The 14,301-nt window shown below is 55.8% G+C and carries 9 protein-coding genes, 1 tRNA gene and 1 pseudogene; 8 read left to right on the forward strand and 3 right to left on the reverse strand.

Features of this window, described 5'->3' with window-relative positions; genetic code table 11:
* Positions 1–92: 92 nt before the first annotated feature.
* The 5 genes from CEE69_RS13530 (at position 93) to CEE69_RS13550 (ending at position 7,708) form a co-directional block, all read left to right on the forward strand.
* Positions 93–638 carry a sigma-70 family RNA polymerase sigma factor gene (locus tag CEE69_RS13530; protein ID WP_099261158.1) on the forward strand — a complete coding sequence of 182 codons (546 nt, stop codon included), beginning with the start codon at positions 93–95 and terminating at the stop codon, positions 636–638.
* A gap of 1 nt (position 639) precedes the next feature.
* Positions 640–1,980, forward strand: a complete 1,341-nt coding sequence (locus CEE69_RS13535) for a FecR domain-containing protein (RefSeq protein ID WP_099261159.1) — start codon at positions 640–642, stop codon at positions 1,978–1,980.
* A gap of 77 nt (positions 1,981–2,057) precedes the next feature.
* Positions 2,058–4,607 carry a DUF1592 domain-containing protein gene (locus CEE69_RS13540; RefSeq protein ID WP_099261160.1) on the forward strand — a complete coding sequence of 850 codons (2,550 nt, stop codon included), beginning with the start codon at positions 2,058–2,060 and terminating at the stop codon, positions 4,605–4,607.
* Between the two features lie 110 nt (positions 4,608–4,717).
* Complete coding sequence (locus CEE69_RS13545) at positions 4,718–6,016, forward strand: DUF1552 domain-containing protein (protein WP_099261161.1); 1,299 nt, start codon at positions 4,718–4,720, stop codon at positions 6,014–6,016.
* Positions 6,017–6,226: 210 nt separating this feature from the next.
* Positions 6,227–7,708 (forward strand): sulfatase family protein, encoded by a 1,482-nt coding sequence (locus CEE69_RS13550; RefSeq protein WP_099261162.1) that lies wholly within the window; start codon positions 6,227–6,229, stop codon positions 7,706–7,708.
* A gap of 71 nt (positions 7,709–7,779) precedes the next feature.
* On the opposite strand, the gene CEE69_RS13555 is transcribed toward CEE69_RS13550, so the two are convergent.
* Positions 7,780–8,190 (reverse strand): hypothetical protein, encoded by a 411-nt coding sequence (locus tag CEE69_RS13555; protein WP_099261163.1) that lies wholly within the window; start codon positions 8,188–8,190, stop codon positions 7,780–7,782.
* Between the two features lie 67 nt (positions 8,191–8,257).
* Positions 8,258–10,339 (reverse strand): multiheme c-type cytochrome, encoded by a 2,082-nt coding sequence (locus CEE69_RS13560; RefSeq protein ID WP_099261164.1) that lies wholly within the window; start codon positions 10,337–10,339, stop codon positions 8,258–8,260.
* A 220-nt stretch (positions 10,340–10,559) separates the two neighbouring features.
* Between CEE69_RS13560 and CEE69_RS13565 the strand changes: the two genes are divergently transcribed.
* Positions 10,560–10,633 (forward strand) — tRNA-Arg (locus CEE69_RS13565).
* A gap of 220 nt (positions 10,634–10,853) precedes the next feature.
* Here the strand turns inward: CEE69_RS13565 and CEE69_RS33660 are convergent.
* Positions 10,854–11,642, reverse strand: a pseudogene (locus CEE69_RS33660) (tyrosine-type recombinase/integrase); the annotation flags it as partial.
* 445 nt (positions 11,643–12,087) lie between these two features.
* Here CEE69_RS33660 and CEE69_RS13575 point away from each other — a divergent pair.
* Both CEE69_RS13575 and CEE69_RS13580 read left to right on the forward strand, forming a co-directional pair.
* Positions 12,088–12,489, forward strand: a complete 402-nt coding sequence (locus CEE69_RS13575) for a hypothetical protein (RefSeq protein WP_099261165.1) — start codon at positions 12,088–12,090, stop codon at positions 12,487–12,489.
* Positions 12,490–12,703: 214 nt separating this feature from the next.
* A complete protein-coding gene (locus tag CEE69_RS13580; RefSeq protein WP_099261166.1) occupies positions 12,704–14,254 on the forward strand; it encodes a carboxylesterase/lipase family protein in 1,551 nt (516 codons plus the stop codon).
* The last annotated feature ends 47 nt before the right edge of the window (positions 14,255–14,301 follow it).

The raw sequence follows: 14,301 nt of genomic DNA on the forward strand, positions 1-14,301 counted from the left end.
CGATCGACGCTGACTTTTACGCAAATCGCTGCCATTTCTTCCAATTCGCAAATATTTGCGGCAGGTGGCTGCTCCGACTCAAATAGGTGGGCATGTCCCCATCCGAAGTCCCGCCGACGACGCTGACCGAGAGCGATTTCATGCGTCTCTTCCTCAAGCATGAACTCGCGCTCCGAGCCTTCGCACGATCAATCCTTCCAAATTGGAACGCGGTGGACGATGCGATTCAGGAAGCCAGTGTGACGATGTGGCAAAAGTTCTCTCAACTGGAGAACGAAGCCGGCTTCCTCCCGTGGGCAAAGGTCATTCTGCGTTTCAAATGTTTGAACGCCGTCACGGGATTGAGACGCGATGGGCGGCTGCTCAGCGACGAGGTGTTGAAACAAATCGCTGATGAATCGGAGGCCATCGAGGCGGAACGAGTGACTGAAATTCGCTCTGCTTTGCAAGATTGCCTGACTCAATTCACTCGGCCCCACCAGGAACTGCTGATGGCACCGTACCAAGGTGACGGACAGATCACCAAGATCGCGAATAGCTGCGGCAAGACGGTCAACGCATTCTACAAGTTGCTCGGACGCCTCCGAGCCAAACTTGCAACCTGCGTTCAACAGCGTCTGCAAATGGAGACTTCTTGAAATGAATTCATCGGAATTGATTCAGCAGTACCTCTTGGGAACGCTCTCCGATTCTCAAGTCCGCGAATTAGAACACGAACTTGAAAGTGACGCGGGACTTCGCAGGAAGTTTGCCATCGCAGCGGCGACGGATGCAGGACTGCGCGACTTGGCCATTCAAAACTCGATGGAACCGCAGGCCGCCACGACGCCATCCCCACAACGAAACGCTTGGCTAATCGGTTGGTGTGCAATGGCTGCGTCTTTATTGCTCGCCGTGCTGTTCACCACCCGCCCCAAAACCCCGGTCCCAATCGCAACGCTCAGCACCAGCGAAAATGCAGCCTGGGAAAGTGCATTGCCAACCACGGTTGGATCCAAACTGGTCGCCGGCAACATGAAATTGATGTCAGGGATCGCAACGGTTCAATTCGACTCAGGAGCCCAGATCACCTTCGAAGCTCCGGCCCATTTTGAACTGATCGATGCCATGCGAGTTCGGATGGTCGATGGGGCGGCAGTCATTGATGTTCCGGAAACGGCTCATGGATTCACCGTGGAAACTCCCGGCGGGTTCGCGGTCGATCACGGCACTCAGTTCGCGGTCGCAGTCAAAGAGTCGTCGCAGACAGCCCATTTTGAAGTGCTGCAGGGCGAGATCTCGGTTCACCATCCTTCCAGCGGCAAAGAGGTCCACTTGTTTGATGAACAATTCGCATCGCTCTCTGATGCTGATTTAGAAACGCAAACGCAAGAGTCGCCGGAACAAGAATACGACCAATCTGATTCCGAACGCCCGCGTCTGATTCGCGTCGGAACGGAAGGACGATCCGACTATCTCATCCGCAACAATCGTCGCGGCAAGTGGATTCATCCAGAGATGCTGATGGTCAAACGCGCGGACAGTCGCAAATGGGATATGCGAGCCATCTTTTCGATGGACATCCATTCGGTGGACTTGGATTCAGTCGTCTCTGCTCGCTTGCGTTTGAACCAGGTGCCGAGCGGAAAAGGGTTTGCTTCGCGCCTTCCAAAAATCAACACGTTCGCGGTTTATGGCGTGACGAACCCAGAACGAGAAACTTGGCAGCACGACCCGACTTGGGAAAACGCTCCCGACATCATCGATGGAATCTTGCTGGGCAAATTTGAGATCCCTCGCAGCCAACAGACAGGAACGTTTGGCATCCAGTCCGATGCGTTGCTGGAATTCCTTCGAAGCGACTCGGATGGCAAGGTGACCTTTGTTCTCGTTCGCGAATCGGTTTTGGTCGAAGGCACTGACCGAGGTTTGGTTCACGCATTCGCGAATGACTCGCATCCAGAAGTCTCCGGCCCGCTCTTGGAATTCGCGGTGGATTAGCCGAGTGAAATCGCACTGCCACACCGCTCGGTTTCGCCGGTGTTCCCTTTATCATTCCCCCCCTGACGTTCATCCAAATGGTCCTTCTTCGAACTTCATTCGCTCTGCTTTTCGCCGTCGCGTTTCAAACGGCAACGGGGGCGGAAGTTCCCAACACCGAGATGCCGCAGCGGCACGCGGAGCTTCTTGAAAACCACTGTTTGGATTGCCACGACAGTGCGACGAAGGAAGCCAACATCGATCTCGAGACTCTATCGATGAATGTCTCCAAGGACATGGCCACCGCGGAGTTATGGTCGAAGGTTCTTGGTGCACTCAACTCGGGTGAGATGCCACCGGAGGACTCCGAGCCACTGCGTGATGCCGACAAACTGGCGTTCTTGGAAGACTTGTCGCAGAAGATGGTCACCGCGAGACAAATTCTGAGCGATTCGGGAGGCGACGTTGTGATGCGGCGTCTCAATCGCCGCGAATACGCGAATACCGTGGAATCCCTGTTGGGTGTGCGACCTGATGTCACGACGCTGCCGGACGACCAAGCCACGGCAGGGTTCGACACCGCAGGAGCATCTTTGTTCTTGTCGAGCGACCAAATCGAGCAGTACCATGCGACGGCGACGACGAATTTGCGACTGATGCTTCTGCCTCGGAAGCGACCTGCAACAAAAACAGTACGCATCGAACCCGAGGACTACTACACGCCGCACTACACCGAAGCGGCTGAACAGATGCGAGATATTGGCAAGCGTGCGAATGCATTCTTGGCTCAATCAGAGAAGCCTGCATCAGAGTTTGGGTTGCTGGACGAGTACCAAGCTAAGAAACAAAAAGTGCAAGAGTGGCTGCCATTGATGGAAGACTACCTGGCTCGACCTGAGACCCAAACCGGGATCACGTTGATCATGACCATCAAGCAAGGCGGCTACACAAAAGTCAAACTGCCCACGCAACATCCCGACGCCGACGGCCTCTACCACTTGAAAATCCGAGCGGCAATGTACCCTGATGCGGATGAGCGACATCACTACCTGGAATTCAGCTCGGGCTTTGGAACGGGGCGCAAACTGCTGGGATGGCGCAAAGTCTCTGCGCCATTGGACGATCCGCAACTGATCGACTTTGAGTTCTCGCATGAACCTGGTGCAAAGCAGCAGGTTTGGATTCATCAACGGTCTCACCAGGATCGTGGCGACAAGAACCTGGCCACACTGCACATGCGTGAAAACGGGATTGGGACTCCTCCCGGGATCTGGATCGACTCGGTGGAATTGTCCGGCCCACTGCCCTCGGCACAAACCGATGCGATTCAGGCTGCTCGCGATTCGATACTCTTCGAACAACCAAGCGACATGGAAGAATCCGAATACGTTCGCGAAGTCATTCGTCGCTTTGCAACCCGAGCGTTTCGTGGGTCGCCTCCTGCTGATGAGTACCTGCAACGATTGGGCGAGCACTATCAAACGGCTCGTGACCAAGGCCAAACGCTTGCGGAAGCCTTGATCTCACCGCTCTCAATTGTGATGGCTTCGCCAAGCTTCCTCTATCAAGTTGAACAAGCCGATTCCGATCAACAACGCAGTCTCTTGCCGACCGAACTGGCCGTGCGGTTGTCGTACTTTTTGTGTTCAGCTCCGCCCGATGAAGAACTGTTGGCCTTGGCAGAATCCGGCGAACTTTCTGATCCGGCAACGTTGGCATCGCAAACCGAACGGTTGCTTCAAGACCAACGCTCCGTTGCGTTTCTGGAAGGCTTCGTTCACCAGTGGCTGCAGATGGAACGCTTGGACATGTTCCAGTTCAACGGGGCTGACTTCCCGAACTTTGACAACGCCGTTCGAGAAAATGCTCGGCAAGAGTTATTCGAAACGTTCGCCTACTTGCTGGACAATGATCTTCCCCTCCAAAAATTGCTGAAAGCGGACTTCGTCGTCATCAACGATTTGCTGGCGGGTTACTACGAAATCGAGGGCGTTCAGGGGCATGAGTTTCGCAAGGTTCCTGTTCCAGCGAATTCCATTCGCGGAGGCTTGCTGGGAACGGCGGCGGTGCTGGCGATGGGATCCGATGGGCAACGTTCCTCGCCAGTCGAACGCGGTGCTTGGGTGCTGCGTCACCTGCTGCACGATCCTCCACCGCCGGCACCACCCAACGTTCCTCAACTGAGCCGATTGGCTGGCGAATCACTTTCCGCACGTGACTTGGCTCGGGCTCACCAAGAACAACCCCAGTGTGCAAATTGTCATCGCAAAATTGATCCGATTGGATTTGGACTCGAAAACTTTGACGCGGCCGGTCAGTGGCGAAATCAAGAAGTGATTGGACTTGGCAAGCGCCGATATGGCCGCTGGCAAGATGAAGTTCGTTTCGACATCGAACCCGCTGGTACGCTTCCAAATGAACAGGCGTTTTCGAACTTCTTTGAATTACGCGATGCCGTCGCAGAGCACGAAGACGAGTTCGCCCGTGGATTCACGGAAGCTTTGATCGCATATGGTCTGGGTCGTCCTTTCGGATTCACCGATGCAGAGCTTGCCGAACAAATCAGTTCGCAGGCAAAGCAACACAATCATTCGATTCGCGAATTCATACACGCACTGATTCAGTCTCGAGCGTTTCAAACTCACTGAGAAGGTACGCAGGTGTCTTTGGGTATCTGCACCGCTCTGAAGTCATCCCCCATTCCATTGACCGGCAGGATGCCGGCCACCGTCTTCCGAACCAGAACAAGGCAACTTCCATGAGAAACATTCGCCCATCCCGCCGTGGTTTTCTTCGCAGTGGCAGTGCCTTGGTTGCATTGCCAATGTTGGAATCGTTTGGTTTCAAGCGGTTCGCAAACGCGGCAACGACAACAGTCGCGCCACCCAAACGCATGGTGTTCTTGGGGATGGGATTTGGCGTCACAGCGGATCGTTGGTATCCCGACACCAACACCGTCGGGGAGAACTACGAATTGCCTAAGATCCTTCGTCCTCTGACCCGACACCAGAAGGACATCACGATCATTCAGAACCTGATGCACCAGTACTCCGCCGACGGTCACTCCGGCAGCACCTTCTGGTTGACCGGAGCCAACCGATACGCGATTCCAGGCCAAAGTTTTCACAACACCGTTTCAGTGGACCAAGTCGCCGCGGAAGTGCTCGGCCAACAAACTCGGTTCACTTCCATTCAGCTTGCCGCCAAAGGTGCATCCACCGACGGGCACGGTCCCGGTGGATCGCTTGCTTGGAACCGTTCCGGCAAACCAATCGCCGGGTTGGACACGCCCGTTGCCGCTTTCCACCGTTTGTTCTCGGTCGACGAAACTCCACTGGAAGTGCAACAACAACGCCTGAGCGAACAACGGAGCGTTTTGGACACGGTGCTTTCGGATGCCAAGTCCATCAACCTGAAACTCAATGCGTCTGACAATGCCAAGCTGGACGAATACTTCCAGTCCATCCGAGAAATTGAGATTCGGCTGGCCAAAGAAGAAAAGTGGTTGGGTGTGGATAAGAAGCGACCCCAGCAAGCCGTTCGCGAACCCGGTGAATCGCTTGAGGGCGTGGAAGAGATTCGCATGATGTATGACATCATGCTCGCGGCCATGCAGGTCGATGCGACTCGCGTCTTCACCTACCGCATGCCAGTCAACTCGATGATCTCAAGTCTTGGTGCGACGATGAGCGCACACAGCATGAGTCATTACTCGGAGGGCGAACGCCGCACGGTTTCTCAGAATCGTGACACCGCTCACGCGCGATTGCTGGCGGAGTTCATGGACAAACTGAAGGCGAGCACCGAACCCGATGGATCCAGCCTCTTCGACAACATCGCCATCTCATTGGGCACCAACCTCAGTTCAGTGCATACGCTCAAGAATTGCCCCACTTTGATCGCGGGTGGTGCAGCGGGATTCCGTCATGGTCGTCATATCGTGATGGACGACCCCAAGACACCGTTGTGCAACCTTTGGCTCAGTACACTGCAGGGAGCAGGTATTCAAACGGGCTCCTTCGGTGATTCGACTGGTATGATTGAGGAGCTGTTTTAAGCAGGTACGCAAGTGTTTTCTGGGATGTAAGCCGTTCGGCGTTTGCCACGGTTCACGCTCACAACCGGGGCTGACGCCCAAACGGCTCACGGGATTGCCCCAGTTAATCCTGCCTACCTGCTAGACACCGCGAAATCTTGATTCTCGAAACGGTTTCCCGGATCGTTTCACCCCGGCCACATTCCCCTCGAAAGCCCTCCGGTCCCCGCCATGATCTTGCGTCTACTGCCCTGGTCGCCAACCTTCCTTTGCCTGTTGATCTCCGCGATCGCGGGACAAATCGGCATCGCTTCTTCCGCGAATGCTGCGGATCGCCCCAACATTGTTTTGATGATGTGTGACGACTTGGGCTGGGGTGACACTGGGTTCAATGGCAACACGATCATCAAAACACCCGAACTGGATGCTCTGGCAGAAGAGGGAACCGTGCTTGATCACTTTTATTCCGTCGGTCCGGTTTGCTCACCCACGCGAGCCTCGTTTCTGACGGGACGCCATTACTTTCGAATGGGGATTTGGACGGCCAACCGAGGCCACTTGCCATCACAAGAGTTCACGCTCGCTCGCATGCTGAAGCAAGAAGGCTACGCGACCGGGCACTTTGGGAAGTGGCACCTTGGCACGCTCAGCCGAACGGTCTCTGCAAAAGGGAAAGGACGCCGGCCTGACCTTCACTACGCTCCGCCATGGGAACGCGACTACGACGCTTCGTTTGTGACCGAATCCGCTGTGTGCACCTGGGATCCCGGCTTGGGCAAGCGTGCTCACAACAATCCATACTACGAAAACGGCGTTGCCACGGATGAAAATGTTCTGGGTTGCGACTCGAGGGTTCTGATGGATCGGGCATTGCCGTTCATTGAGAATGCGGCGAAGAAAGATCAACCCTTTCTCAGTGTGATTTGGTTCCACGCCCCACACGAAGACATTCAAGCCGGACCGGAGTACCTCGCTCAATACGAAGGTCACGGCGAAGCGGCTCACTACTACGGGTGCATCACCGCCGTGGATGATCAAGTCGGAAGGCTTCGAAAGAAGCTCGATCAACTCGGGGTTGCCGACAACACGTTGTTATTCTTCTGCAGCGATAATGGACCAGAAGGCAAGACACCAAAAGACAGAGCAAAAACGCGGCGAGCGGGCAGTGCGGGTGAGTTCTCCGGTCGCAAGCGAAGCGTCCTCGATGGTGGCGTCCGTGTTCCCGCTTTTGTTCATTGGCCCGGCCAAATTCCAGCCGGCGTTCGGCTGGATGCGCCGCTGTCCGTCATGGACTTGTTGCCCACCGTCGCCGCAATCACGGGTGCAAACCTGCTTCCCGAACGTCAGCTTGATGGTGAAAACATTTTGCCCATTTGGAAGGGGCAACAAATTCAGCGTGAGACATCGATTCCGTTTCGCTACGGTGACTTCGCGTGCTTGGTACGAGGCAAGCACAAGCTGATCATCGAGTCATCCGGCGATCGTTCGCAAGATCGCTTGTTCGATCTCAGCAACGACGTCACGGAGTCCGACAATCTTGCCGATCAACATCCGGAACTGGTCGAGTCCATGCGATCGGAACTGCTTGGCTTCCTGAAGTCAGCCGAGTCCAGCCATGCTGGCGAAGACTACGATGGCGGCCACGTGCCCGTTGATGCTTGGCATCCGCTCTCGCGTGCAAAAAACCGCAAAGCGGCAACTTCGAACCGTTGATTAAGACTCAATCGCTTCGTCTTTCAGACGGAATGAACAATTGCGTCGCATGACGAAAACGGGCCGGAACTCTACGCCGTCTTTTCCCGCGTGAAGGTTGTGTAAACAACCCACGCGATCGCGGCCGCCATGGCAAAACCGGCCCAGCCATGCAGTTCAACGAGATCATGCATGGTCTCGGTAGAAGCGACCGGCAACATACAAACGAACATGGTTGCGATGGTTGCGATGCCGAAGATCAATAGCGTTCGAAACGCTCCCAACTCAAACGCGGACTCTGCTACCGGCTGTCGTCGCATCAGCAACCGCGTGACCGCGTAGACGGGAAGCAGCGCCACCACGGCACCGCTCGCCATCATATGAAAACGCAAAGTCGCACCGCCCAAGTGGCCGCCCCACAAGGCCGGAAGCGCCGTGGCAACCAAAGCTCCTGTGGCGATCACCAAGACCAACAGCGACACGTTTCGAATGAGAGACAACAAGGCGAACGACTCCGAAAATCAATCAACAACAAGCAGGTTAAAATCAGTACTACTACCGCGGAAACATCTATTCCATTCTGGATCGGATCGTCGGTAGGCAACTACCGACAGCCGCCAACAACAACACGATCAGGGACGCCGCGGTCAGGACCTTGAACATTTTTCGGCCGCCAAACAATTGGTTCCATTCCAATCGCGTTGCTTCATCGAGTCCCTGGATGCTTGCCATATTGATCGGATCCGCCGTCACCGGAGCCGGCCCTTTCGGGGTGATCGTCGAAGTGAAAATCAGCCCATCGTCAGAGTGACATTCCAGACAACCGGTGGCACCGAGAGCCCAACCCGCAGGCCGGACATTGTGAGCCATCGGCCACCGAACCATCTCGATCGCTTCCTGGTTCTCGACTGCGACCTCGACCAGTGAGCCTTCCTCTTCGCCGCGAGAAAAGACCAACCCGGTCGATACGTAAACGGCTTGTTCAACTTCCATCGTCTTCTCGATCGCCGCCAACGCCGCGGCAACCTTTTCGTCGAATTCTTCCCGGCCCTTGTCGGACAACTCCTCGATAAAATCCTTGCGAACACGTAGAGCACGCCGCGTATTTGTGTAAACCTCTTCGGGAGGAAGTGGCGTCACTTTGCCATCCACCAATTCGCCCCAATACGCCGGCCACATCGCTCGGTGTGGCGTGACCAATCCATTGCTATCCGCCTTTGCGAAGACGGGGCCCTGAATCGACGGGAGTTCCATTCCGCTGCGATGACCTTTCTCGCCCAAACCATGAGCCAACGACGTCATCAGTCCAACGGCTTCCTCACCGGGAACCGGGCCACTGTGACAAGCCGTGCAGCTCAACTTTTCGAAGTGAACCGGAGGCAGCCCCTCGTGCTTCGGAAACGGAGATCCGAGACGGCCAGCCCGGAATGCGATCTGAGTCAATGATAGCTCGTCGTCCAGTTCATCAGCGTGAGCGTCGGTCGACTCGGAAACTCCCATGTGACATCCCCGGCAACTCAGGGTTGTCGCAGCGACGCCTGCGGGATGCTGCTCGCCTTCGAAACCACGAACGGTTTGGTGGTCGATTCCATTGCGGTGACAATCGACGCAGTTCATGCCTGCCCGCAGGTGAACATCTTGATCGTGATTCCAGCGAGCGTCGATTCCCGCATCGGACACGGTTCGCTGGCTGTGACATTGGTAGCAGGAGTTGTTCTCAGGTTTGCGAACCAAGTCAAAGAACACGGTGCCATCGATGCCAAATCGTCGGTCGTCGTACTCGACCTTCGGCAGTTTGGCTTGGACCTTTTCATCATCTAAGTCCACACCAGCCTTCATTCGCGAGACCGATCCCGACACGTCGCCGATCCGGATCGCTGCCGTCGGTGCCCACGCAAAGTTCTCGTCCTCGATCGTTTCACGTCGCCGCTCGAAGTCGTACGCTCCGGATTTCGCATGACACGCCATGCAGTCGATCTCCAGCGATCCGGTCAGTGGCCATCGGGTCGGCTCGGATGATTCATCGGCAAGTTCCGCGGCTTTCGTATCCCAACTCGCTGCGGCTCCGCCGCCGGGAATCCGAGCACCGAATTTTTGCGTCATCTCATGAGTCGTGATGCCGATTTCGCTGGGACTGAAACGTCCTTCCCAATCGCGGTAAGCTAGTGGCAATTGAGTCCCCGTGCGGGCGTCCGTCCAAATCCACGGCTCACCGGGCCGACCATCGGAACGAGCCGTTTCGCTTTCCGCGTGCGCAGCTTCCGCATCGGAGTGATTTGCCGATTCCAATTTTGCCGGGGCTTCACCAGCGTTCTTTGCCGCGTCGGCTTCCGAACCAGCTTTTACACGTTGGCGTTCCACTTCGCTCGCAAAAGCGTTGAAGTGCCAACCGTGAGAGATCGTCTCGAAGTCGTGGCAACGTCCGCAGGTTTTTTCGACCGAGTAAGGTTCCGTCGACTCCGGTGAAATCTTGCGATTGTTCCGATCATAGAGATCGATGTGGTGCAGGAATCGTTTATCGCTATCGCTATGTGCGTACTTGCTGGTCCCGGCTGCAGACGCACCCGGTGCTTGCCAATCCAGCGCTGCAAACACAACGAGAGTCAATGCACTCCAGCCCAGGCAATTGCGATTCAATCGACTCACATCCATCCCCAAAACCAAACCACGCACTCGAAACAAAACCAGAGCCGACGACCAACGCTGAAGGCAGAGACTCGCATCGCAAAACCGAAGACGAGTCGTCCTGACCAAGCGTGAAAAGATAGCAAATGAAAGTCGATCTGTCCGGCTTGCCACCGCCAGCAATTCTCGGCATACTGTCGCAGGTCGCGGCAGTCGAGATTCATCGGCCGCCCGCCATCTTTCCAGCGCATCCGTAGCTCAATTGGATAGAGCATCGGTCTTCGGAACCGAGGGTTGGGGGTTCGAATCCCTCCGGGTGTACTGATTGGCTTTTCCCAAGGCCTCTCCAGCCATCCCAGGCACGCAATCGTTGGCTTTCTTCGGTTTCTGCTGATGGCCCGGCACTATCTACTGAGGTGCCCTCCTGTGTGCCCTCCAAATCTGTTGAGGGCACATTGGATGCTGGTTCATCCGCGAGGGCATCGAGGAAGTCATCCTCGGTGACGCTGAGGTAGTGGGTTTCTGCGATGGCTCCCGAGTGCCCAAACCAGTCGTTCAGAACGTGGTTTTTGTGCCTGCCCGATCGCTCAAGCTCTGTCCGCCTGCTGGCTCGCAATGCCATGAACGGCTTCGGGTAAACCGCAAGTCCAGCCCGTTCCACGATTTTGTTGTACGTGGTCCTCAAATTGGCTTCGCTGCATCGGTATCGCTGGATGACATAGGAATCAGCGGCACATTCCAGCCCAGGCCCCACAATGGAGAACAGAGCATCCAGCTCGGTCCTGACTTCACGGAACAGCGGCACAATCCGCGTTCCCTTCCCATAGCGCTTCGTCTTCGGTGCCGTGACTTTGAATCGTCCCCGGTCCCAGTGAATGTCCGACCAACGCAACCGCAGCACTTCGCTCGGGCAACGCAGCCCTGCAAAGCGGCAAAGACCAAAGATCACTCGCCATTCCTGATCAGGACAAGCTTTCATGATCGCGGTTGCTTGATTTGCTGAAATGATCCGGTTCTTGATCGTGTCGCTTCGCAGATCAATCTTCACCCCAACGAACGGGTTCGACTCGATCAGGTTGTCGTCAACTGCCTGTCGCATCATCTGACGGCAGCGTTTCACGTTCTGGCCCGCGGTGTTCGGTGACAACTTCGGCCCTTTTTTGTCATCAATCATCCACCGTTGCCACCGCTCAACATCTCCCTTTACCAAACTGCCAAGCGGAGCATCTTTTCCCAGGTAAGCCTCAAGGTGATCTACGGCCTGCCGATAGTTCTCCGGCTTTTTCCAGTCCGTCCGGCTTTTGATGTAGGCACGCATGAACGCCAACACAGTTCGCGGGAGTTCTGCACGTTGGCGAGCCTCGACCAGTCCATGCGACGCGATGCGATCATGGATCTCAAGCGGTAGGCGATCCAGCCAGTCAGCCGTTGGCGGTGGCCCGGCCCCATATAACGTTCCAGAGGCTTTCTTGGCCCATGTGTGAACGAAAGGTCGGCTGTCAAACAAGTTGGTCGTTCTTCGTCCTAACGCCGCACTTTGCGGTGTTTGTGAGACCGACGGCCGCTGACTCGTTTTACGGCGGAGAACCAGAAAACTGAGGGACAGTGGGAGTTAGAGATCGGGAGATCTTCGATTCGGTGGTCAATTGCTCGGGTTTGCGTTGGTCCGGTACAGAGCGATACGAGTTGATTCCGTTTCGCGATGGTGATCACGCGGGCGATCGAAGACAATCACCAGCGGTTTTGTTCGGACTTCCATTCTTGGAGATGATGTCTTGATCCGCCTCGCAACGCTGTCTGCCTTCATTATCTTTTGCCTCGTTGGCCTCGCGGACGAAAATCGGAGTCGTTTTTGGGGGGCGGAAGCTGCCGGCGTGGTGGCGGATGTGTCGGACCTACCCGATAGCTGGGACAAGACGCAAAACGTGGCGTGGGCAGCCGACGTGATGGGCCAAGGTTGGGGTGGCCCGATCGTGGTGGGCAACCGCTGGCTTGTTTCGTCGGCCGTTGCCGTGGAAACAGATGATCAAGCCAAAGAAGACCAACATCGACTATGGCGCGGCACCTTTTCCAGGGAAAGAAGCGTTTCTCACGCAAAGGCTCGTTCACCGCGTCGGTGGGCCTACGACGGAAATGTCATTGCACTCGGCGAGCAAGGGTGGACGTATGTGATCTAGTCCGGATCTGAATCCGAATTGCTCGATATCAATTCTCTTGACGAGTGATGCATCGCGAAGCCAGGCGGGAGCGATAGCAATTTTCTAATTCGCACGAAGGCGAAGGTTTATTGCATCATCGAAGAGGATTGATCGCAGAGACGAGGACAGCTTCCACTACCGAAAAGTCTCCGTGGCCTCCGTGCCTCCAAGTTCCCCCAAATCGACCAATCCTATGAAGCGTCCTGTAATATCTGCATTCACTTTCGCCGCCATTGCTGCATTCGCGTCGGCAGGTGGAGCACAAGTCGTGCAAACTCAATCCGGGGCGGTTCGCGGGCATGAGTCGGGTGATGCCGACATCATTTCGTTCAAAGGCATCCCGTACGCCGAACCGCCGGTCGGCGCGCTTCGTTGGAAGCCGCCACAAGTTGTGAAGCCGTGGAGGGATGTTCGCGACTGCAAAACCTACGGACCGATCTCGCTGCAGCGAAAGAACTGGGACAAGGGAGGGCAGAGCGAGGACTGCCTTCACCTAAACGTTTGGACCAAGAAGAACTTCAAAGATGCCAAACGTCCCGTGATGGTTTGGATTCACGGCGGCGGCTTCACGCAGGGTTCTGGCAACCAAGGAAAGACCGGCGGAGACGGTTTGGCGGGCAAGGACGTCGTCTTGGTATCAATCAACTACCGTCTCGGCGCACTGGGATTCATGACGCATCCGGCGTTGTCGGCTGAATCACCCCGTGGCGTCTCCGGCAACTACGCAATCCTGGACCAGATCGCCGCTTTGCAGTGGGTACGCGACAACATTGTGAACTTCGGCGGCGACCCCAACAACGTCACTATCTTTGGCGAATCGGCGGGTGGCACGAGCGTCTATCTTTTGACGGCAACACCGCTTTCAAAGGGATTGTTTCATCGCGCGATCCTGCAGAGTCCTTGGCTGGATCCGGTGATCTTCCGCGATTTGAAGAAGGAAACCGACTTCGGTCCGGCCGCGGAGTTTGACGGCACGGAACAAACGAATCGCTTGTTTGATGAGAATGTCAAGAATGTGTTGGCGGAGCTTAGAGCGATGCCAGCGGAAGAGCTGATGGAAAAGGTCAAGCAGCGTTGGCCGGTCGCGACAGACGGATATGTCTTTCCCCAACGTCCGACTCAAATTTACGCCGCGGGTAGACAACACAGGGTTCCGACCATCGTGGGCACCAACCGTGACGAGGGAACCATGTTCGCCGGCCGCCAAGGCTTCAAGAACATGCAGGACTACCGCGAAGCGTTGGTGGAGCGATTCGGTGACAACGCCGACCGGATGATTGAGTTCTATTTGAAAGATACCAACAAGGATTTGCGAAAGGCTGCCGTGCAGTTGGTGACCGATGGTTGGTTCGTTCAGCCGGCTCGTCAGTTCGCGAGGGCGATGGACAACCAAGGCAGCGACGTGTGGATGTATCACTTCACCAAACCGGTGCGGGGCTGGATGGGTGCGGCTCACGCGGCCGAGATCGGCTATGTGTTCGGCAAACTCGAGAATCCGATTCTGGAAGACGCCAAGCTTTCTGACGCATTCATGAACTATTGGGTTCAGTTCGCCAAAGCGGGCAATCCCAACCTAGAAGGCTTGCCCGAGTGGCCGGCGTACATCACCGACAGCGACCGGCATCAACTAATGGACTCGACGATTGAAACGGGCACCGGCCTGCGTTGCGACGCTTGTGATCTGTTGGATCAAGTTCGTGGCGTCGAAATGAAAACGACTGAAGTTCTTTCAAGCCGAGACTGAGCAAATGAACTGGACGAAAAGAAGAAGACCTTTTGTTACTGCGATCG

The organism is Rhodopirellula bahusiensis (genome assembly GCF_002727185.1).
GTDB lineage: Bacteria > Planctomycetota > Planctomycetia > Pirellulales > Pirellulaceae > Rhodopirellula > Rhodopirellula bahusiensis.